This window comes from Bacillus cereus group sp. N11 (assembly GCF_016483605.1).
Taxonomy (GTDB): domain Bacteria; phylum Bacillota; class Bacilli; order Bacillales; family Bacillaceae_G; genus Bacillus_A; species Bacillus_A toyonensis.
Window position 1 is genome coordinate 191,935 of the sequence record NZ_JAEHBN010000007.1, and the last position, 21,795, is coordinate 213,729.

The following is a 21,795-nucleotide window of genomic DNA, read 5'->3' on the forward strand; positions in this document are numbered from 1 at the left end:
ACCGTTGTATACCATTGTGCTGAGTAAGTGCTTGGGTTACCTCGTGAGATATGTTCAATTTGCTCAGCGGATTGAAAATCAAACAATTTTATTACATGCAGTAAATCACAGCATCTTGTTTCCTTGAGAATTTACGCTACCAAACTTGCATCTTCTAACAGCCCCATTTCTACATAGCGCTCCATTGTTCTGATTCCTATTTCTGTATCTTGATACACGTAAATATGGCCATCAAAGCATACACATTCATTTTTTAATCAATAAACCCAGTCATAAATAAAATTTGTTGTAATATCGGTCATATAGAATATTTGAGCATTTTCTGTTCCATGAAATGCTTTTATACTATTAAACATAAGAAGGAATTGATTCAATGATTTTGGGGCGTGAATTCTGTTTTACTTTACTATCAATAAATCTTTCGAATACGCGTTCAACAGAATATTCTTTTGAAATTTTGCTAGTTTTCCGTTTGTGGGGTTGTCGTTTTTTTACGATTTCTTTTTCTGTGAAGTATGTTAAAGACATAAAAAAAACTCCTTCATTCTCATTTAGAGTTAAAGGAGGAGTTTCGATCAAAACTTGAGCGGTACTCACCGTTAGTTTTGCTCAAAATATGAAATTATCAACAGTTGATACAAAAGGATATGACCCCGGAGAGGCTCGAACTCACGACCTCCACCCTGTCAAGGTGGCGCTCTCCCTGCTGAGCTACGGGATCTTCAAAAATACTTATGTAATAGCATCTTTAATAATAATGCTAAAGCAATTATATATAATTAACTGAAATTTTACAATATTTACACAGGAAGTTTTTAAAGATGGATCTTGTACAATCATGCTAGAAGTGAATAAAGGAATAATTAATAAGAAGGAAACTGAATAGAAAGTAGGTTTTAAATGTAGAGGTTATATTATTTACGATATTTATCCAAAGGGTTTTCATCGCTTAAATCAACAAGTAAAGGACATAAGAATAGCAAAGGTAAAGCAGCATTAGCATGATGAAAGGTATCGTTAGAAAGATATTGCCTTCCAAAACAATACGGACAATCTTTTTCAAATGACATGAGTAACGACCATACATCTTTTATTTTCCACTTCGTCTTACAATATGTACAACGTGCCATAGAGTTCCTCCTCATTTTTAGTGTTTTTAATATATTCCATTTAATTGTACGAAAGCAAAGTGTATTTGATGTGATAAAATGTAAGTTGTGTTGTTTTTATACGGATGCATTTAGTAATGTATGACAAATTGTATAACGTGTGATGGCTATGTAGAATAAGAGATTTTCACTTTCAATATTCAAATTGGCCAATATATCCTTTTTACAATTTACTTAAAATCATGTATAACAGAGATACAAGATTATTTTACCCCGCATTAACGGGCAGTAAGATCCCCGCTCAAAATTCAGCGAAAGCAAAGAAGTTAGGTGGGAGATCAACTGCCCGTAAAAGCCCGATTGGTGAAGGCTAATAATCCGTGGGGGATGAAGAAAACCCCCACGGATTAAAGTTTAACTTTATAAATATTCAAGAGTAGAGGGAGAATTATTGTAATGGTAAGAAAAACGTTCAAGATGCGCGTTTCTAGAAATAGAACGATTTCGATTAATGGCTCGATTCTTGATGTAGATGTTACGCATGATGAGTTTTTGCAAGAGCTTGTTGAGTGGGTCGATTCTAAAGGTTGGTCATTTATGGGGATGACGGATGAGATTACGCCTGAGGAAGCAAGTCAGAAGTTAATAGATTCGTTAATTGATGAGAAGGATAAGAAAGAGTAATTCCTTCTTATTTTTATTGTATAATTATGTCCTTTATCGTAAAAATATGATATAGTAAAAAATAGTGATTTTTCTTCCAATTTAATACAAATTACATATAGATTGGTAGATTCATTTTTTATTTGTAGGAGTAAAGTGAAAAGGGAGAGTCATATGGTAAATTTCAAGAAAATTTTGGTTTTTATTACAGTTATTAGTTTGTTTTTATTGACACCTATGACGTTGCGTGCTGAGACGAATATTGGAGTGAATCCGGAGCAAGTGGCACCACCACCTAAGGAAGGGCCAAATGTTTTTAGTCAGTTTGCAGCTACGATTGATGCGAAAACAGGTGATTTGTTGTGTGACAAAAATGCACATCATCGTGCGTATCCAGCTAGTGTGACGAAAGTGTTAACAGCGATTTTGTTAATGGAGCATACGAAGCCAGAGGATCAGTTTACATTTTCGCAATTAGCATTAGATCAAGAGAAGAGCAATTATCAAATTGAGTTTCAACCCGGTGAGACGGTGAATAGAAATACCGCGCTTATGATTTTAATGGTGTTAAGTGCGAATGATGTGTCGTATGCGATTGCAGAGCATATTGGTGGAAGTGTTGAGAATTTTGCTAATATGATGAATGAAAAGGCAAAACAGCTAGGTGCTACAGATAGTCACTTTGTAACACCAAATGGACTGCATGATCCGAACCATTATACGACGCCGTATGATATCGCTATGATTACGAGAGGTGTGCAAAAGTATCCTGAAATTTTGCAAGCGATGAATACGAAAAGAACGACAGTTACTACATCTAGGCAGACGGTGTCTATTTTTAATAAATCTATTTATTTTGAGAACCCATATAGTATCGGCGGTAAGACGGGGTTTACGAATGAGGCACGTAATACGCTCGTTTTATTAAATGAGAAAGATGGAAATCGTATTATAAATGTAGTAATGGCTTCTCAAAGACCTGAAATCTATGAGGATTTAAAGCAGATGGCGGAATATTCTTTTGGGCAATTTACGAAACAAACGGTGCTAGATAAACATAGTTGGCATCAAAAGACAACGTATTTAAATAAAGATATTGATAGCGAACTTGAAAAAAGTGCAGAGCTTGTGCTTAAGAAAGATGAAGGGAAAAATGTGAAAACTATTTTTCGGGCCGCTTCATTAGATAAAGACTCTTTGTATCATAAGGGAATCCATCGTGGTGAGGTAGTTGGTGCAGTCGATATTACGAAAAATAATCAAACAATTGCGACGATAAATGTTCTTTCAAAAGAAGATGTTACTTTTGCGATGCCTAAAAAGGATACAATTGAGCCTGAAATAAAAGAGTCAAATGTGAAAGTGATAAGTATTGGGATAGGTGCGATTGTATTAGTTGGAGTCATTATATATGCTGTGGTGCGCCATAATAGACAAGGAATAAAATCAGAAGAAAAGTAAAAAAAGCATGAGGACTGTGAAGAGATTTTGTCACAGTCTTTTTTATATACGGAAAAGAAGTTTAACTAATAATTGTAAATTTTCTTATTGCAATAACTCAAAGTTCGTTATATCATTTACTTGTGTTCTTGTTAAAGAACGAAAGAAGCATTGCATACTTCAAATAATATAAAACAACGGAGAGGGAGAGAGACGATGAAATTAATTTGGAAGATAATTAGCAACGCGATCTCATTTGTTTTATTTGCATTGATGGTTTTCTTAGCTTTTGTAGTCATTTCTTCAAAAGCGAGCGGTGGGGATCCGACAGTGATGGGATATCAGTTTAAGAGCGTTCTTTCAGGATCGATGGAACCGACGTTTTTAACAGGATCAATCATTGCAATAGAGCCAAAGAAAGATGGTTCTAAATATGAAAAAGGTGATGTTATTACCTTTAAAGAGAAAGATCAAAAAATTATCACTCACCGTATTATCGGTGTGAAAGATACAAATGGAAAAGTAATGTATGAAACAAAAGGAGATAACAACAACGGACCAGATTTAGAACCAGTACTTGCAGAAAATGTAGTTGGGAAATATGCAGATATTACAGTTCCGTACGTTGGTTATTTACTGAATTATGCGAATTCAAAAGCGGGAGCAGCATTACTTCTTATTATTCCAGGCGTCTTTTTACTTGGTTATTCCGCGATTTCTATTTTTGGCGCTATTCGTAGCATTGACGGAGAAAAGAAAGATAAAAAAGTAGAACAATCCGTCTAGTTCGTTTGGTTATACTTTCCGTTTAGGAAGTTAACAAATATATATATATTAAGGGGATATGGACATGACTTTAAAGAAAAAGTTAGGAATGGGTATCACATCAGCAGTACTAGGAGCAGCATTAGTTGGTGGAGGAACATTTGCGTTTTTCAGTGATAAAGAAGTGTCAAACAATACATTTGCGGCTGGTACACTTGATTTAGCATTAAATCCATCAACAGTTGTTAATGTATCGAATTTAAAACCTGGTGATACAATTGAAAAAGAATTTAAACTAGAAAATAAAGGCTCCTTAAATATTAAAAAGGTTCTACTGAAAACAGATTATAATGTAGAAGATGTAAAGAAAGATAATAAAGATGATTTTGGTAAACATATTAAAGTAACATTCTTAAAAAATGTAGATAAGCATGAGACAATTGTGAAACAAACTACATTAGATAAATTGAAGGGTGACACACTTACAGCCGTAGATAATGATTTAGCTGCTTGGTTCTGGGATGAAAAAGGTATTTCTGCAGGTAAATCTGATAAATTCAAAGTGAAATTTGAGTTCGTTGATAATGGGAAAGATCAAAATCAATTCCAAGGCGATAAGTTACAATTAAATTGGACGTTTGATGCACAACAAACAGCAGGTGAAGAAAGATAATAATAAAAAAGGGCTATCATATGGATAGCCCTTTTTCTATTTTTCTAGTATATAGCTATCATTTTATATAGTTCTTTATTATAATAAAGATAATGTTCTGTATAAAGAACGGAATGTTCGATGGGAGAGATTAAGATGCTGAAAAGACCACGTAATTTAAAAAAGATGCTTATATTGCCGTGTATGTGCTCTATTACGTTTTATTTAGGATCTCAAGTTATGACGCATACAGAAGCGGCATTCATTCATGAAACGAAAGTAGAAGCGAGTATTTCTACAGCAATTATATTTCCGAAAACAGTTACTACATTAAAAGAACAGGCTGAGCAACATAAAAAGTTTATTGAGCATGAGTATGGAACAATGAAGGGGAAACTGAAAGTAACTTCTATTGAAGAAATAAAACAGGCAATTTCTGTATGGCAACAAGGTCGTGAGAAAATTATTTCTGAGAAGGAAGCCTTGCAAAATGTATATACTGAAATAGAAGCTCCTTACAACCAAATACAGGAAGAATTAAAAGTAACTAAAGATGAGTCGATTCAAAAAGTAGCCTTATATGTGAATGAAGGCTTTCAGATTATAAAAGAGAAGCGAGATTATATTGAGAAAGAAGTTAGTTTGAAAGCTATTGATGAGCAAATTCAGGCTCTACAGCAACAATTAAACGTTGCACTTGAAGCGGAAGGACAAAAGAAAGTAGAAGAACAGAAGAAAGCAGAAGAACAAAAGAAAGTAGAAGAACAGAAGAAAGCAGAAGAACAAAAGAAAGTAGAAGAACAAAAGAAAGTAGAAGAACAGAAGAAAGCAGAAGAACAAAAGAAAGTAGAAGAACAGAAGAAAGTAGAAGAACAGAAGAAAGCAGAAGAACAAAAGAAGGAAGAAGAACAAAAGAAGGAAGAAGAACAAAAGAAAGTAGAAGAACAGAAAAAGCTAGAAGAGCAGAAGAAAGCAGAGGAACAGAAAAAATAGAAAAAATAGAAACAGATAAAAGCGGGGTAACTGCTTTAGTGAAACAGCTGGAAAACAAGAATGTGGTGCAAGAGATAACGAGCGAATAAGCAAAACGAATAATGTTTATATGAGTGTGAGGGGACGTTAGCCCTCACCTCTTTGTCTTTCTTTTTTCTTATAATATGAAATGTATTTGCGTGTGAAAAAAGTTATAAATTAGTATAAAGTAGCATATATTATTTTCTGAAAAATCAAAACAATATTGAGAAATAAAAATAATTGAAAATACTAAAAAATGTTGTTGTATTTACATAAGTTTGTTCGTTATAATGAACTTAAGGTTTTTGAAAAAGAACAAATATTAGCATCGCTAATATAGTTTTATTTACATCTCTTAATTTATATAAGAGATAGCAATGTAAAAATACAAAAAACAGCTAGGGGGAATTGATTGTGAGTCTGAAAAAGAAATTAGGTATGGGAGTTGCATCAGCAGCATTGGGGTTATCTTTAATTGGTGGAGGAACGTTTGCATTCTTTAGCGATAAAGAAGTATCAAATAATACATTTGCAGCTGGGACGTTAGATCTTACATTAAACCCTAAAACGCTTGTGGATATTAAAGATTTAAAACCAGGGGATTCTGTTAAGAAAGAGTTCTTACTAAAGAACGATGGTTCGTTAACAATTAAAGACGTTAAATTAGCAACAAAGTATACTGTGAAAGATGCAAAAAATGATAATGCTGGGGAAGACTTTGGCAAGCACATTAAAGTAAAATTTATTTGGAACTGGGATAAACAAAGTGAGCCTGTATATGAAACAACTTTAGCAGACTTACAAAATGCGGATCCAGATCTTTTAGCTAAAGACATCTTTGCTCCTGAGTGGGGAGAAAAAGGTGGATTAGAAGCTGGTACAGAGGATTATCTATGGGTACAATTTGTATTCGAAGATAATGGTCAAGACCAAAATAAATTCCAAGGTGATACATTGAATTTAGAGTGGACATTCAATGCTAACCAAGAAGCTGGGGAAGAAAAATAAAAAAAAGCGGGTATCCCCCGCTTTTTTTTATAAAGAAAAAGAAGTGCCAGTTTTTAAGCACTCCTTTTTATATATTATTTTTGATTTTTCTTCCACTGTGTAAATTCAAGAAATTCACGAAACTGTTCTTTAGAGACACCAGAGTTCATTGCGTCTTTAACGAGCTGTGTCCATTCGGAGTCTAGGCGAGCTTCCTTTTCTGTTTCGTCATGAAGTAAAGTATCAACTGGAATTTGTAGAACTGCTGCGATTTTTTCAAGAAACTGAATGGAAGGGTTTTTTTGTAAATTTCGTTCTATAGAACTAATGTAAGATTTAGCAACACCAGCTTTTTCGGCAAGTTCAGTTAATGAAATACCTTTTTGTAAACGAAGGCGTTTTATACGTTCTCCAATCATGTTTGCGCACCTTTCTATCAATATGTCGTCGTCTTATGATGTCATTATTATAACATAAACTTCGTTAAAAAGAACAAGGCTATTGAGCTTGACTTGATGGCTTCATACGTTGGAAAAAGTGTTCGATATCTTGTAGGGCGATACCAGCATCTAGAGCTTCAAGTATTAAATCAATCCATTCTTGATCCAGTGTGTCCGTCTTATCTTTGTACAATTGTAATTCCTCCCTAATTATCGGTCATAACTGCTGCTACAGAATAAATGATAATAAAACCGAATTTTTTATTTTATGTATCGAATTATCAAATATTGTGTAGGTAAAACAAAGATAAAATCCCCATTAAACTCCCTCGATGGAAATAATTATAAATTGTTCGATAAAAACTTTCAATATTTTCAGAAAACATTGTTGAATTGTGATATATCCGTATACTAACTATGAAATTTTTACAAATATATTAAAAAAATTACATAATATAACTAAATATTGAAAAAATATTGAATTTTTAATAAAATTCAAATTGTAATACATATTATTTATTAGGGGAGGAAATAAGGGATGAACAAGAAACCATTCAAAGTATTATCATCAATTGCTTTGACAGCTGTATTAGGTCTTTCATTTAGCGCGGGCACTCAGTCTGTGTACGCTGAAACGCCTGGGAATAAAGCAGCTACGAGCCCAGTTGATGACCATTTAATTCCAGAAGAGCGTTTAGCAGATGCACTGAAAAAGCGTGGGGTAATTGATTCGTCAGCTTCAGAGAAAGAAACAAAGAAAGCTGTCGAAAAGTATGTAGAGAACAAAAAGGGTGAAAATCCTGGGAAAGAAGCAACGAATGGGGATCAACTTACGAAAGAAGCATCAGACTTTTTAAAGAAAGTGAAAGATGCGAAAGCAGACACGAAAGAAAAACTAAATCAGCCAGCAACAGGGACACCTGCAGCGACAGGCCCAGTTAAAGGCGGATTAAATGGTAAAGTACCAACTTCTCCAGCAAAACAAAAAGCATATAACGGCGATGTTCGTAAAGATAAAGTACTTGTTTTACTTGTAGAGTACGCTGACTTTAAACATAACAACATTGATAAAGAACCTGGTTATATGTATTCGGAAGACTTTAACAAAGAACACTATGAAAAAATGTTATTCGGTGATGAGCCATTCGCATTAGAGGATGGAAGCAAAATCGAAACGTTTAAACAATATTACGAAGAGCAATCCGGTGGTAGTTACACAGTGGACGGAACAGTTACAAAATGGTTAACAGTTCCTGGTAAAGCTGCTGATTACGGTGCAGATGCTGCTACAGGTCATGATAATAAAGGACCAAAAGGACCACGTGATCTAGTAAAAGATGCATTAAAAGCAGCTGTAGATAGCGGTCTTGATTTATCACAGTTTGATCAGTTCGATCAATACGATGTAAATGGTGATGGAAATCAAAATCAACCGGATGGTTTAATCGATCACTTAATGATTATTCATGCGGGTGTTGGACAAGAAGCTGGCGGTGGTAAATTAGGTGATGATGCAATTTGGTCACATCGCTGGACAGTTGGACCAAAGCCGTTCGCAATTGAAGGTACGCAAGCGAAAGTTCCATATTGGGGCGGAAAGATGGCAGCATTCGACTACACAATTGAACCAGAAGACGGCGCGGTTGGTGTATTCGCACATGAATATGGTCATGATTTAGGTCTTCCAGATGAGTATGATACGCAATATAGCGGTGCTGGTGAGCCAATTCAAGCTTGGTCTATTATGAGTGGCGGAAGCTGGGCTGGTAAAATCGCTGGAACAACGCCAACAAGTTTATCACCACAAAATAAAGAGTTTTTCCAAAAAACAATCGGTGGTAACTGGGCAAATATCGTAGAAGTAGATTACGAGAAATTAAATAAAGGTATTGGTCTAGCAACATATTTAGACCAAAGTGTTACGAAATCTAACCGACCAGGTATGATTCGTGTTAACTTACCAGATAAAGATATAAAAACAATTGCGCCAGCATTTGGTAAACAATACTATTACAGCACAAAAGGTGACGATCTTCATACGAAGTTGGAAACGCCGCTGTTCGATTTAACGAATGCAACGAATGCGAAATTCGATTTCAAGTCACTATATGAAATCGAGGCAGAGTATGATTTCCTTGAAGTACACGCTGTAACAGAAGATGGACAACAAACGTTACTTGAAAGACTTGGCGAGAAAGCAAATAGTGGAAATGCAGACTCGACAAATGGAAAATGGATTGACAAATCATATGATTTAAGTCAATTCAAAGATAAGAAAGTAAAATTAACATTTGATTACATTACTGATGGTGGTTTAGCATTAAATGGTTTCCTACTTGATAATGCTTCATTAACAGTAGATGGTAAAGTAGTATTCTCTGATGATGCAGAAGGTACACCACAATTCAAATTAGATGGTTTTGCTGTTTCTAACGGAACAGAGAAGAAAAACCATAATTACTATGTAGAGTGGAGAAACTATGCTGGTTCAGATAACGCTTTGAAATTTGCTCGCGGTCCAGAATATAACACTGGTATGGTTGTATGGTATGCAGATTCAGCTTACACAGATAACTGGGTTGGTGTACATCCAGGACACGGTTTCCTTGGTGTAGTTGATTCTCATCCAGAAGCAATTGTAGGAACTTTAAATGGTAAGCCAACAGTTGAAAGTAGTACACGATTCCAAATCGCTGATGCGGCGTTCTCATTCGACAAAACGCCAGCTTGGCAAGTTGTATCTCCAACGCGTGGAACGTATACGTACAATGGCTTAGCTGGTGTACCGAAGTTTGATGATTCGAAAACGTATATTAATCAACAGATTCCAGATGCAGGACGTATTTTACCGAAGCTTGGTCTGAAGTTTGAAGTAGTAGGACAAGCTGATGATAATTCTGCAGGTGCTGTTCGTTTATACCGTTAATACCGTAAAACTACCGAGAGATTTTCTTTCGGTAGTTTTTTTGTGAGCAATGAATTTTATATAAAAGAAAAAATTATATATAATGTAATTTTACGAGTAAAAAAGTTCTATATAAATAATGAAAGAATTGGATAAAAATAGTGGGAGAAGGTGAATAGATGAGCATTTCTTCTATTGTAAATAAACAAAAGCAATATTTTTATAATGGATATACGAGAAGTATAGAAACAAGAAAAAATAATTTAAAAAAGCTTTATGATGGAATTCAGCGTTTTGAAGAAGAGATATTTCAAGCATTGAAATTAGATTTAAATAAGTCAGTTCATGAGTCGTTTACAACGGAAGTGGGATATGTATTAAAAGAAATTTCTTTTCAATTGAAACATATGTCATCGTGGAGTAAACCGAAGCGAGTTCGAACAGCATTAACTCATTTCGGATCGAAGGGGAAGGTAGTACCAGAACCGTATGGTGTGACGCTTATTATTGCGCCATGGAACTATCCGTTTCAGTTAGCAATTGCACCTCTAGTAGGAGCGCTGGCAGCTGGGAATACAGTTGTTTTAAAGCCGTCAGAGTTAACGCCTAACGTTTCAAAAGTGCTTACGAGAATGTTAGAGGGATTATTCCAAGAAGAGCTTGTAGCGGTAATAGAAGGCGGTATAGAAGAGAGTACGGCATTGTTAAAGGAAAGGTTTGATTATATTTTCTTTACAGGTAGTGTTGGTGTTGGAAAAGTTGTGATGGAAGCAGCAGCCAAAGAGTTAACGCCGCTTACGTTAGAACTTGGCGGAAAAAGCCCATGTATTGTACATAAAGATGCAAAAATAGATGTGACAGCAAGGCGGATTGTTTGGGGTAAGTTTTTAAATGCAGGGCAGACATGTGTAGCACCAGATTATATGTACGTTCATTCTTCCGTGAAAGAACAGTTAATCGAGGCGTTAAGACATGAAATTACGGAGCAGTATGGAAAAGAGCCACTGAACAATGATAATTACGTAAAAATTGTGAGCGAGCGTCATTTTGAACGATTATGTCGATTCTTACAAGATGGTCAAGTCGTAATTGGCGGGAACTATAAAAAAGATACATTACATATTGAGCCGACAATAGTAACAGATATCACGTGGCAAGATGCTGTTATGGAAGATGAAATTTTTGGTCCGATTTTACCGATTATAGAGTATGACAAAATAGAAGATGTTATTGGCACAATTCAGCAACATCCGAAGCCGTTAGCGCTATATGTATTTTCTGAAAATAAAGAAGTGCAAAAGAAAGTGACGAGTAATATTTCATATGGCGGAGGGTGTATTAATGATGTTGTCTATCATCTTGCAACGCCATATTTACCTTTTGGGGGCGTTGGAAGTAGTGGATTAGGTAGTTATCATGGGGAAGAAAGTTTTCGGACTTTTTCACATTATAAAAGCATTTTAGCCCAATCTACGGCATTCGATATGAAAATTCGTTACTCTTCTACAAAAAGTGCTTTAAAATTCATACGAAAGTTGTTAAAATGATGATGGTGTTTATCAGTAGGCGTAGCCGTATGATAATAGCCCCTTCGCAATGGAAGGGGTTTTTCTGTTCGACATTATGTATCATGAAAAAATGAATCAAACATACTACATAAAGAATAGAAGTGAACGCTTGCTAAATAACCATTTTGTTTGGATCGAAACAAAAAATAGTCTATAAAACATAAATATTTATTCATGAATATAAAAATTAAAATTTAAGGTAGATAGGACGGGAAAATGAAAAAAATTATTAAAGTTGAAGCAGTAGAAAAACATTTTGGAAATCAAGTGATTATCCCACCGCTTTCTTTAGATATTAAAGAAGGAGAGTTTTTAACAATTTTAGGGCCGAGTGGTTGCGGGAAAACGACGTTACTTCGTATGATCGCAGGATTTGAAACTCCAACTAAAGGGAATCTTTTATTAGATGATGAAAAGATTAACGATTTGCCGCCATATAAGCGTCATATGAACTTAGTGTTCCAACATTATGCACTATTCCCGCATATGAATGTGGAGAAAAATATTTGTTTCGGTATGAAAATGCAAAAAGTACCAGCGGCAGAACAGAAAGAACGTGCTGAAGAGGCAATGCGTTTAACGCAGTTACTAGAGTTCCGTAATCGTAAACCTATGAAGCTGTCTGGTGGGCAGCAGCAGCGTGTAGCAATTGCGAGAGCGATTGTAAATAACCCACGTGTATTACTATTGGATGAGCCACTTGGAGCGCTTGACTTTAAGCTAAGAAAAGATTTGCAACGTGAATTGAAAAACTTACAACGCAATTTAGGAATTACGTTCATATACGTAACGCATGATCAAGAAGAAGCGATGAGCATGAGTGACCGTATTGTCGTTATGAATAAAGGACATATTGAACAAATCGGAACACCGAAAGAAATTTATAATAAGCCGAAAACGTTGTTCGTTGCGACATTTATCGGTGAAAATAATATTGTGAAAAACGGGGAAGACTACGTAGCAATTCGCCCTGAAAATGTAAAGGTACGTTCGGTTGAAGAACCAATTTTAGAAGATTACCATCTTGGACATATTGAAGACATTGAGTTTGTTGGAAATATGGAAAAGCTTTATGTACGTGATGAGAAAACAGCAGAATTATTGATGGCGTATCAAACAGCTGAAGAAGCAGCACAGTGGAGCATTGGAGATAATGTATATGTAGGATGGGAGCAAGAGGACGAGGTGACCTTAAATTGAAAAAAGGGAAATTACTCGCACTACCTACAGTCGCGTGGCTGTTAATCTTCTTCCTAGTTCCACTTGTATTCGTATTGGGTTTTGCCTTCATGCAGCGCGGAGCATACGGAACAGTGGAAATGCAATTTACGTTAGATAATATAGTACGTGTGTTTGACCCATTGTATATGGGAACATTATGGGAAACAGTAAAGATTGCTGTTATTACAACAGTACTTTGTTTATTAATTGGTTATCCATTTGCGTATACAATTACAATTGTTGATCGTAAATATCGTTCTATTCTTTTATTATTGGCAACGATACCGTTTTGGATTAACTTCCTTGTTCGTTCATATGCGTGGATTGTTATTTTACGTTCACAAGGTCTTGTGAACACACTGTTATTAAAATTAGGTATTATTAGTGAACCGTTAAATTTACTATATAATACGCCTTCTGTAATACTTGGAATGGTATATTCTTTATTACCATTTATGATTTTACCAGTGTATGCAGCAATTGAGCAGCTGGATAAGCGTAAGCTAGAAGCAGCTTATGATTTAGGTGCAACACCAGTAAAAGCATTTTGGAATGTAACAGTACCAATGACGATGTCAGGAATTGCTACTGGTTCTATTTTAGTATTCGTTTCTTCTATCGGAATGTTTGTTGTATCAGACGTGATGGGTGGATCGAAAGTAGCATTAATCGGAAACGTAATTCAAAACCAATTCTTAGGTGCGCGTGACTGGCCGTTTGGATCTGCGTTATCTATGATTGTTGTTCTATTCTCTGTTCTGTTAATTTACTTATATTATCGTGCAACGAAAGTATATAAATATGATGGGAACGGAGGGGAATAGGCAAAAATGAAAAAGTTTTTAGTTTCTTATTCTTGGTTAATTTTATTGTTCTTGTATTTTCCAATGATGGTTTTAATGGTATATTCCTTCAATGATTCTCGAATTAATGCGGAATGGGAAGGCTTTACATTCCATTGGTATACAGATTTATTTCAAAAACAAGATGTTATTGATGCGTTTGTAAATAGTATGACGATTGCAGTTATAACAACAGTTGTAACAACGATACTTGGTATGTTTTTTGCGATAGCATTACATCGTTACAAATATCGTTTTGAAGGGGCCATTAATGGTCTTGTATATTTACCTATTTTAATTCCTGATATATTAATGGGATTATCTTTACTTATCCTATTTAGTCAATTAGGTATGGAACTTGGACAAACAACAATTATTATCGCACATATTACATTTAGTATTTCATTTGTTGTTGTTATTTTAGCGGCCCGTCTTTCTAGCATGGGACGTGATTTAGAAGAGGCTGCAAATGATTTAGGAGCAACGCCATGGCAAACGTTTCGCCATGTGACGTTTCCGGCAATTGCACCGGGAGTTGTTTCAGCAGCGTTATTAACATTCACATTATCAATTGATGATTTTGTAATTAGTTTCTTCGTATCAGGACCAGGATCAACAACATTGCCATTATACATTTACAGTATGGTTAAGCGCGGAGTATCACCTGAAATTAATGCCCTTTCTACAATTTTAATTGTTGTTATTGTAGGATTAATGGTGCTATCGGAAATCTTCCGTAACAAAGGTGCAGATGGTGAAGAAAACTCTGGAGGACACCTTCCTTTATAATACGAACGATATAAAAAGTACGAGGGGGTAAAACCGATGAAATTAATGAAAAGAATAGCTGGCGCAGCAATTAGCTTTAGCCTTGTTGCTGGTGTACTTGCCGGTTGTGGTGAAAAGAAAGAAGAGTTAAACATTTATAGCTGGGCTGACAATTTTGATGAGCAAGTGCTAAGAGATTTTGAAAAGAAATATAACGTAAAAATTAACTATGATAAGTATGCAAGTAACGAAGAAATGCTTGCGAAATTACAAGCCGGTGGCGCAAAGTATGACTTAATTCAGCCGTCTGATTACATGGTTAAGACAATGGCGAAAATGGATTTATTAGCGCCGTTAGATAAGAAGAATATCCCGAACATCGAAAATATGATTTCTAATTTCAAAACGCCAGCATTTGACCCAGAGAATAAATATTCTTTAGTATACACTTGGGGCGTAACAGGGATTGCATACAATAAAAAGTATGTGAAAGAAGCACCTACAAGCTGGGCTGACTTATGGAACGAGAAATATAAAGGACATGTAACATTACTAAATGATTCTCGTGAAGTATTAGGAATGGGTCTTAAGAAGCATGGATTCTCAAACAGCACGAAAGACGATGCAGAGTTAAAGACAGCAGCTACTGATTTACAGAAGCTACTTCCAAATTTATTAGCATTTGATACAGATAACATTAAACAAAAGTTCATTACAGAAGATGCTTGGATCGGAACAGTTTGGTCTGGAGATGCAGCATTTATCGCAAAAGATAATAAAGATGTAGAGTACGTTGTACCAAAAGAAGGCGGCACAATTTGGGCCGACACGTTAGCAATTCCAAAAGGTGCAAAAAACAAAGAGCTTGCAGAGAAGTTTATGAACTATTTATTAGATGAGAAAGTAAGTGTGAAAAACTACGAGTCAATTGGGTACAGTAATCCAAATGAAAAAGCTCACCCTCTTCATAGTAAAGAATATCGTGAGAACCATATGATCTTCTTAACGAAAGAAGAATTAGATCGCACAGAATGGCTTGTTGATGTAGACGATAAGTTAAAAGACTATGATCGTTACTGGACAGAATTAAAAACAAAAGGTAAATAAGTAAGGAAATGCGGTTTCTAAAGTAGAAATCGCATTTTTTCATAGTAGGAGGAAATCGTTTGAAGAAGAAGTTACATCAGTATGAGGTAATATGTGTTATTTTATTACTTACAGTATTTAGTATTATTGCTTGGCGCGTACATGCAGGTGGCGTTACAGTGATGGATACATATGTCCGCGGATTAGTAAAGGGGTTACAAACGGAGAGCTCACTTACTTTTTTCTCATACTTTACAAAGTTAGGATCAGCAATTGGAATTGTAACTATACTTATTATAAGTTTGCTTGTTTTTTTGCAGAAACGTTATTATGCTGCAATGATCGTGTATCCAATGGGGATTTTGATCACACATCTCGTTAATAAAGGAATAAAAGAAATTGTGAAAAGGGAGCGTCCGTCGTTAAATGAAGCATTAGATGCACTTGGGTATAGCTTCCCTAGTGGGCATGCAATGTTATCTATTATGACATTCGGTTTTCTTACTTATATCATTGCGGCAAATTTGAAGAGTGTAACTGGGAAATATGTTATAACCATTTCGATGGGTATATTAATTGTATCGATTGGATTAAGTAGAGTTATTTTAAATGTACATTATCCAACTGATATTTTAGCAGGTTATTGCGTAGGTGGTATTTTGTTAATTATCGCGATTTATTATCATCGTTTACTTACTAAGAGGCTTCAGCTCAATAAAGAGAGATAAAAAACGTCTGGAAAAACTATCATTATAGTGTTTCCAGACGTTTTTTGTTTGTATGAAGATGTGATACAGTATAAGTGATAATTGAATTATTTAAAGTAGGTGAAAATGTGTGAAGACAAATGTACATAAAGTGGATAAGTGGGGGAAGTTAGGAACTTTCTTGTATCAGTTTCGTTATACAGTAATTGTAGCGCTACTATTGCTTGCGATAGCACTCGGTATTTTTGCTCCAAAGCTACCGGGAGTATTAGGTGGTGATGGTTTTCAAACGGAAGGGGACTATCAAAAGACGAAAGAAATTTTAGATAAAGATTTTAAGAGGTCTCAAGATACGCTCCTACTTGTTTTTGAAAGGAATAAGGATGCTTCACATGAGGATTTTAAAAAGCAAATAGAGAGCATTGTAAAGAAGGTTGAAGAGAACGAGAAATATGAATCTTTCCATCATCCAGTGCAAAATAAAGAAATGTTACAAGATAATATCGGTTATGCGACAATATTATTTTCCGGGAAAACAACTAAAGAACGTATGGAAAAGACATTACAGTTCGCTGATACTATTGAGAAGGAAAGTAATACAGCATTAAAAGTAACACCTACAGGATTTCCAAAAATTAATCAAGAGATTAATGAAAGAACACAAAATGATTTAAAAGTAGCAGAGATGATTGGTTTACCAATTGCATTTCTCGTATTACTATTTTCATTTGGTAGCCTTTTGGCATCTATTTTACCGATTGTAAATGGCGCGCTTAGTGTCATTAGTACGATGGGGATTTTATATTTTATAGGTAGCGACAAAGAGTTATCTATTTTCGTATTAAATGTTGCACCGATGATTGGACTTGCACTATCCATTGATTTTGCACTGTTATTTGTGAATCGTTTTCGAGAGGAAGTTGCGAAGAGAACGGTGAAAGAAGCGATAGCGATTACGTATCAAACGGCAGGACGTGCGATCGTATTTTCAGGATTATGCGTATTCGTTGGTTTATCAGGCTTATTTTTCTTTAAAATTGATTATATTCAGTCTGTTGCCATAAGCGGGATGATTGTTGTGATTATGAGTATTTTATTCTCACTTACACTTCTTCCAGCACTGTTATCTTTAATTGGAAAACGAATATTAAAAAAGAATCAAGTAGCACATACACCGGCAAAGGCATGGCGTAAATTTGCACAATTTGTAATGAAACATCCAATCATAATGATTATTGCTGTTACAACATTTATTGTTATTTGTTTATTACCGCTACGTACAGCTAATTTGCAGTTTCCTGGTGTTGAAGCGTTACCTGAAAAGAGTGACACTAGAGTTGCTTATGAGAAATATGAAGAAACATTTAATAAAACGGTTCAAACACATGCTGATGTTACATTAGTAGTAGAGACGAAAAAAAATATAAAAGAAAAAGAGAGTTTACAAAAGATAGAAGAAGTTGTTCAAAAGTTAAAAGATGATGAGAAAGTATATGAGGTAAGAAGTTTATACGATGGGTTAACCGGAATGAAAGCAGATCAAGTTGCTGGTATATTGCAGTCGCCAGAAGCGGCAAAAATAGCTCCTGTATTTGAAGCGTACTCAAAAGGAAATAAGACAATAATAGAAGTCTTTTTGGATACGAAGCCTCGTACAGAAACTGCGAAACAGTGGGTTCGTGATTTCAAAAGTAATTATAAAGAAAATGATGTTACGTACTACCTAGGCGGAATGACGACGTTCCAAAAAGAGTTAGAAGATGAAATTAAAGATAAAGTTGCAATTGGTATGTCAGTTATATTCGGATCAACCTTTGTCATTTTATTATTTGCATTCCGTTCTATACTCATTCCAATTAAGGCAATTATTATGAACGTACTTAGTTTAAGTGCAACAATTGGAATTGTCGTTTGGTTATTTGAGGGTGGTCATTTTGGTTTAGAAGCGAGTCCTGTTTTATTTGTATTACCAATCTTCATTTTCGGCCTTGTATTTGGGCTTAGCATGGATTATGAAGTATTTCTTATTTCACGTATTCATGAGCTTTATGAAGAAACAGGAGATAATGATCAAGCAACGTTAGAAGGGCTCGTTTCAACGAGTAGAATTATAACGTCAGCTGCTTTAATTATGATCGTTGTAACGGGTGCGTTCGCATTTACTGATATTTTACCAGTAAAGCAAATGGGTCTTGGCGTGGCATTAGCGATATTCCTTGATGCAACCGTTATTCGTCTTATGCTTGTACCAAGCTTAATGAAGTTGTTTGGAGACTGGAATTGGTGGCTGCCATTTCGGAAAAAACGAGAAAAATCATCATAAAAAAATACTCATCTTATAGATGAGTATTTTTTTATGAATAGCAAGGCCTACATTTTGCAAATAGTATGTGATAAGAACATTACATATAAGTAGGTGAAGGCAATGTTTCGTTATTTCAAATTTAAGCTAAATGATACAGTAGAATTTTCAGAAAACGATGGGCATATGTATCGCATTGTCGGTTATCGATTAGAAAAAGGATTTTATCCAAAAGATGAATGGACTCATATCATTTATGAACTGCTTAGAGAGTTTGATGGATATACGATGGACGCAGAAGAGGAGGAACTTGTAAAGGTTATTCAAGTAGAGGATGAGTATTACAAAATACAAGAGCTATCGGGCTATCGGTATCCAGTAAAAATGAAGCAAAAGCAGCAAGTTATGAAAGGAGAGAAAATAGACGACTTATTAGATACATACAACGACTATAAACGATTGGCGGATTTCTTCAAAGATTTATCGTATGAGCAAAAAGCTGAAGAAGTATTGCAGGAAATGAAAAGGCTTAGAGCGTGAGGGGCAGTCGATTATAAGGCTGTCCTCTATTTTTGACGATGCATCAAAGCGTGTTTTCCGTTACAATGAGAGAATCAATAGAAATAAGGTGATATAGTATGGAAACAAAGAAGAAGGGCGAATGGTGCGAAATTACTGTACCGGCTAAATGGACTGGTATAAGTATCGAATCGTTATTAAAAGTAGAATGGGAACTACCGAAAAAGTTATTACATCAGCTTCGTATGGAAAAAGGTGTTACTGTTAACGGTGAACAGAGAAGATGGAATGAGCTTTTAAAAGAGGGCGATAAATTCCAAGTTCACATGTTTATGGAGGAAGAGTACGGTGTAGAGCCAGAATATGGTGAGCTACATGTAGTATATGAAGATGATCACGTACTTATCGTAAATAAACCAGAGAAAATGGACACGCACCCTGCCGAAAAAGGTGGAACGGGAACACTTGCAAACCTTGTTGCTTTTCATTTTCAAATGCAAGGTTTAGAGACGAAGGTTCGCCATATTCATCGTTTAGATAAAGATACGACAGGTGGTGTCGTGTTTGCTAAACATAGAATTGCTGGCGCGATTATGGATCGTTTATTAATGGAACGAAAAATAAAAAGAACGTATGCTGCGCTTGTTGAAGGGAAAGTGAAAAAGAAGAAGGGTACAATTGACGCTGCTATTGGAAGGGATAGACATCATGCTACGAGACGTCGTGTTTCCCCAAAGGGTGATGAAGCTATTACATACTATAAAGTAGAAAAGTATTTTAAAAAGCACAATACAACCTTTGTAACCTTACAATTAGAAACAGGTAGAACGCATCAAATTCGTGTGCATATGAGCCATAATGGTAATCCGCTAGTTGGGGATGTGTTATATGGTGGACAAACAACATATATGTCAGGACAAGCGTTACATGCAATGAAAATTAATTTCTTGCATCCAATTACGAAAGAAGAGATCGAAATTGATGTACCGTTTCCTACAAAATTAAACAATATAATGAAAGAATTTCAAAGGGAAAATGTGTAAAGTGTAAGTTTTAATTTGAGAAAAGTAAATTTTTGCAGGAATTTCTCTAAAAGAAGCGAAGCCGTAAAGAGAAAAGAGAGGTGAGAATTACTTGGTCAAATATAAATATATACTAGGAATATTTTTCGCTTGTCTTTTATTTACCCTATGCATCTATCCATATTTACCAGAACGTTTGGCAGTACATTGGAACGAAAATGGTGGGCCGAACGAATTTATGAGTAAACAAGTTGTTGTTGCATTTATTCCGGTTCTTATTATTTTTTTACATGGATTTGTGTATATTATTTCACATAATATATATAAGTTTAATGGAGGAGAGCATTTCATTATAGACGGATTTATAAAGACGATTACTTTATTTATGTTGTTTATTCATATGCTTATTCTCGTTATTAATTTTGGAAGTTTTATATCCTTTCAGACAGGATTAACGATCGGGATTAGTATGTTTCTTTTTATGCTTAGCAAAGATTTTAAAAAGATAAAGGGTAAAGAAAAAGATCCAATTAAATTACAAAAAATTCGTTTAGTGAGTAGACGAATTTTTCAAGTGATGGCATGTGGTATACTGTTTTCCTTGTTTTTGAACTTGAAGTGGGGATTTTATGTATTGCTTAGCGTAATAAGTTGCGGATCTATTTTGTTTATGTCCTACATTTTATATTCATACATAATAGAAAGTTACGAAACTTAAAAAGAGTCTTCTCATTATGAGAAGACTCTTTTTATCTATTTACTTCGTAATAAATTGTTGTGTCCAGTAGTTACCGCTTTCTACATAACCAACACCGATGTGAGTGAAGCCGTTATTTAAGATGTTTGCACGGTGTCCAGCACTGTTCATCCAAGCTTGTACTACCTCTTCAGGTGTACGTTGGCCTTGAGCGATGTTTTCACCTGCAGATGTATAAGAAATACCAAATTTCTTCATCATGTCAAACGGAGACCCGTATGTAGGGCTGTTATGATCAAAGTAGTTATTTTTTTGCATATCTTCAGATTTAACACGCGCTACTTTGCTTAATTCAGTATCGATTTTTAGTGCTGGTAAGCCTTGTTTTGTACGCTCAGCGTTTGTTAATTCAACAACACGTTGTTCGAACTCGCTTAAAGATTTTGCTTCTTCAGCAGGCTTTTGCTCAGCAGGTTTTTGTTCTGTAGGTTTTTGCGTATTATTGTTTTCAGCAGGCTTTTGAGCTTCTGGCTTTTGTTCAGCAGGCTTTTGCTCAGCAGGTTTTTGTTCAACAGGCTTTTGAGTTTCTGGCTTAGCTGTTGGTTGCTCAGTTACAACATTTTCAGTAGGTTGTTGACCAGGAACGAAGCAATTTGGTTGGAAGTTTCCTTGTTGCCATTGTGCTAATGATTCAACTCCCATAGATTGTAAGAATGCTTGTAACTCTTGTTGGTTCATTTGCTTCATCATCACTTTTGAATGCTGAATATTTTGAACCTTTATGTTAGATGGTTGTACTGTTGCAGCTTGTGCATCTAAAGAAGATACTCCTAAAGTAAGAGCTGTTGCAGCAGCTACAGATAATAAAACACGCTTTTTCATGATGTGTGTCCCCCTATATAAAGTTTTAATTTGTTTTCACACGATTTGTTTTTGACAGCCTGTCTGACTGACAAATCCATCGTAGCATACAATTTACGAGAAAAAAGATGGAAAAAAATTCATAGACTTAAAATTTACCTAATTTATCCTAAGGAGAGAAAAGGAGAGAAATAAGAGAAACGTAGAGTGTAAAAGGAATTTTCAGC

22 protein-coding genes and 1 tRNA gene are annotated in these 21,795 nt (G+C 35.2%); 17 read left to right on the forward strand and 6 right to left on the reverse strand.

Features of this window, described 5'->3' with window-relative positions:
* Nucleotides 1–348 precede the first annotated feature (348 nt).
* The 3 genes from JDS98_RS13775 to JDS98_RS13785 all read right to left on the reverse strand — a co-directional run bounded on the left by JDS98_RS13775 (nucleotide 349) and on the right by JDS98_RS13785 (nucleotide 1,130).
* The gene (locus JDS98_RS13775) at nucleotides 349–528 is read right to left on the reverse strand and encodes a hypothetical protein (protein ID WP_016108044.1); all 180 of its coding nucleotides are present in this window, start codon (nucleotides 526–528) and stop codon (nucleotides 349–351) included.
* Nucleotides 529–648: 120 nt separating this feature from the next.
* Nucleotides 649–721: transfer RNA gene (locus tag JDS98_RS13780), tRNA-Val, on the reverse strand.
* 193 nt (nucleotides 722–914) lie between these two features.
* Nucleotides 915–1,130 carry a hypothetical protein gene (locus JDS98_RS13785; RefSeq protein WP_097957220.1) on the reverse strand — a complete coding sequence of 72 codons (216 nt, stop codon included), beginning with the start codon at nucleotides 1,128–1,130 and terminating at the stop codon, nucleotides 915–917.
* A gap of 435 nt (nucleotides 1,131–1,565) precedes the next feature.
* On the opposite strand from JDS98_RS13785, the gene JDS98_RS13790 reads away from it, so the two are divergent.
* From JDS98_RS13790 to calY, 6 genes are all read left to right on the forward strand, one after another.
* Nucleotides 1,566–1,793, forward strand: a complete 228-nt coding sequence (locus JDS98_RS13790) for a hypothetical protein (RefSeq protein WP_000251867.1) — start codon at nucleotides 1,566–1,568, stop codon at nucleotides 1,791–1,793.
* A 153-nt stretch (nucleotides 1,794–1,946) separates the two neighbouring features.
* Nucleotides 1,947–3,233, forward strand: coding sequence for a D-alanyl-D-alanine carboxypeptidase family protein (locus tag JDS98_RS13795; protein WP_199633983.1), 1,287 nt, complete (start codon nucleotides 1,947–1,949; stop codon nucleotides 3,231–3,233).
* Between the two features lie 195 nt (nucleotides 3,234–3,428).
* Nucleotides 3,429–3,998: a signal peptidase I SipW gene (sipW, locus tag JDS98_RS13800; protein WP_000767788.1), complete on the forward strand. Its 570-nt coding sequence runs from the start codon at nucleotides 3,429–3,431 to the stop codon at nucleotides 3,996–3,998.
* A 64-nt stretch (nucleotides 3,999–4,062) separates the two neighbouring features.
* Nucleotides 4,063–4,650 (forward strand): CalY family protein, encoded by a 588-nt coding sequence (locus JDS98_RS13805; protein ID WP_000172853.1) that lies wholly within the window; start codon nucleotides 4,063–4,065, stop codon nucleotides 4,648–4,650.
* A gap of 135 nt (nucleotides 4,651–4,785) precedes the next feature.
* The gene (locus JDS98_RS13810; RefSeq protein ID WP_199633984.1) at nucleotides 4,786–5,622 is read left to right on the forward strand and encodes a DUF4047 domain-containing protein; all 837 of its coding nucleotides are present in this window, start codon (nucleotides 4,786–4,788) and stop codon (nucleotides 5,620–5,622) included.
* Between the two features lie 435 nt (nucleotides 5,623–6,057).
* The gene (gene calY, locus JDS98_RS13815; protein ID WP_000053720.1) at nucleotides 6,058–6,651 is read left to right on the forward strand and encodes a biofilm matrix protein CalY; all 594 of its coding nucleotides are present in this window, start codon (nucleotides 6,058–6,060) and stop codon (nucleotides 6,649–6,651) included.
* Between the two features lie 74 nt (nucleotides 6,652–6,725).
* Here the strand turns inward: calY and JDS98_RS13820 are convergent, their stop codons facing one another.
* Both JDS98_RS13820 and JDS98_RS13825 read right to left on the reverse strand, forming a co-directional pair.
* Nucleotides 6,726–7,049 (reverse strand): helix-turn-helix domain-containing protein, encoded by a 324-nt coding sequence (locus tag JDS98_RS13820; protein ID WP_000578873.1) that lies wholly within the window; start codon nucleotides 7,047–7,049, stop codon nucleotides 6,726–6,728.
* Nucleotides 7,050–7,128: 79 nt separating this feature from the next.
* On the reverse strand, nucleotides 7,129–7,263 hold the full coding sequence (locus JDS98_RS13825) for an anti-repressor SinI family protein (protein ID WP_000276222.1): 135 nt from the start codon (nucleotides 7,261–7,263) through the stop codon (nucleotides 7,129–7,131).
* A gap of 345 nt (nucleotides 7,264–7,608) precedes the next feature.
* Here JDS98_RS13825 and inhA1 point away from each other — a divergent pair, with 345 nt between their 5' ends.
* The 11 genes from inhA1 to JDS98_RS13880 all read left to right on the forward strand — a co-directional run bounded on the left by inhA1 (nucleotide 7,609) and on the right by JDS98_RS13880 (nucleotide 20,728).
* Nucleotides 7,609–9,996, forward strand: a complete 2,388-nt coding sequence (gene inhA1 / locus JDS98_RS13830) for a M6 family metalloprotease immune inhibitor InhA1 (RefSeq protein WP_199633985.1) — start codon at nucleotides 7,609–7,611, stop codon at nucleotides 9,994–9,996.
* A gap of 158 nt (nucleotides 9,997–10,154) precedes the next feature.
* The gene (locus JDS98_RS13835; RefSeq protein ID WP_199633986.1) at nucleotides 10,155–11,522 is read left to right on the forward strand and encodes an aldehyde dehydrogenase; all 1,368 of its coding nucleotides are present in this window, start codon (nucleotides 10,155–10,157) and stop codon (nucleotides 11,520–11,522) included.
* Nucleotides 11,523–11,759: 237 nt separating this feature from the next.
* Nucleotides 11,760–12,743: a spermidine/putrescine ABC transporter ATP-binding protein PotA gene (gene potA, locus JDS98_RS13840; RefSeq protein ID WP_000720326.1), complete on the forward strand. Its 984-nt coding sequence runs from the start codon at nucleotides 11,760–11,762 to the stop codon at nucleotides 12,741–12,743.
* The gene (gene potB, locus JDS98_RS13845; RefSeq protein ID WP_000715502.1) at nucleotides 12,740–13,588 is read left to right on the forward strand and encodes a spermidine/putrescine ABC transporter permease PotB; all 849 of its coding nucleotides are present in this window, start codon (nucleotides 12,740–12,742) and stop codon (nucleotides 13,586–13,588) included. The genes potA and potB overlap by 4 nt, the downstream gene beginning before the upstream one ends.
* 6 nt (nucleotides 13,589–13,594) lie before the next feature.
* The gene (gene potC / locus JDS98_RS13850; protein WP_000714202.1) at nucleotides 13,595–14,395 is read left to right on the forward strand and encodes a spermidine/putrescine ABC transporter permease PotC; all 801 of its coding nucleotides are present in this window, start codon (nucleotides 13,595–13,597) and stop codon (nucleotides 14,393–14,395) included.
* Between the two features lie 36 nt (nucleotides 14,396–14,431).
* Nucleotides 14,432–15,481 (forward strand): spermidine/putrescine ABC transporter substrate-binding protein PotD, encoded by a 1,050-nt coding sequence (potD, locus tag JDS98_RS13855; protein ID WP_000772488.1) that lies wholly within the window; start codon nucleotides 14,432–14,434, stop codon nucleotides 15,479–15,481.
* 59 nt (nucleotides 15,482–15,540) lie between these two features.
* Entirely contained in the window at nucleotides 15,541–16,188 is a 648-nt protein-coding gene (locus JDS98_RS13860) for a phosphatase PAP2 family protein (RefSeq protein ID WP_141559829.1), read from the forward strand.
* A gap of 109 nt (nucleotides 16,189–16,297) precedes the next feature.
* The gene (locus tag JDS98_RS13865) at nucleotides 16,298–18,490 is read left to right on the forward strand and encodes an MMPL family transporter (protein WP_199633987.1); all 2,193 of its coding nucleotides are present in this window, start codon (nucleotides 16,298–16,300) and stop codon (nucleotides 18,488–18,490) included.
* Between the two features lie 102 nt (nucleotides 18,491–18,592).
* Nucleotides 18,593–19,009, forward strand: coding sequence for a histidinol dehydrogenase (locus JDS98_RS13870; protein ID WP_199633988.1), 417 nt, complete (start codon nucleotides 18,593–18,595; stop codon nucleotides 19,007–19,009).
* 98 nt (nucleotides 19,010–19,107) lie between these two features.
* The gene (locus tag JDS98_RS13875) at nucleotides 19,108–20,031 is read left to right on the forward strand and encodes an RluA family pseudouridine synthase (protein ID WP_098138272.1); all 924 of its coding nucleotides are present in this window, start codon (nucleotides 19,108–19,110) and stop codon (nucleotides 20,029–20,031) included.
* 91 nt (nucleotides 20,032–20,122) lie between these two features.
* Entirely contained in the window at nucleotides 20,123–20,728 is a 606-nt protein-coding gene (locus JDS98_RS13880) for a DUF1648 domain-containing protein (protein ID WP_199633989.1), read from the forward strand.
* 39 nt (nucleotides 20,729–20,767) lie between these two features.
* Here the strand turns inward: JDS98_RS13880 and JDS98_RS13885 are convergent, their stop codons facing one another.
* A complete protein-coding gene (locus tag JDS98_RS13885; RefSeq protein WP_000747570.1) occupies nucleotides 20,768–21,589 on the reverse strand; it encodes a CAP domain-containing protein in 822 nt (273 codons plus the stop codon).
* Between the last annotated feature and the right edge of the window lie 206 nt (nucleotides 21,590–21,795).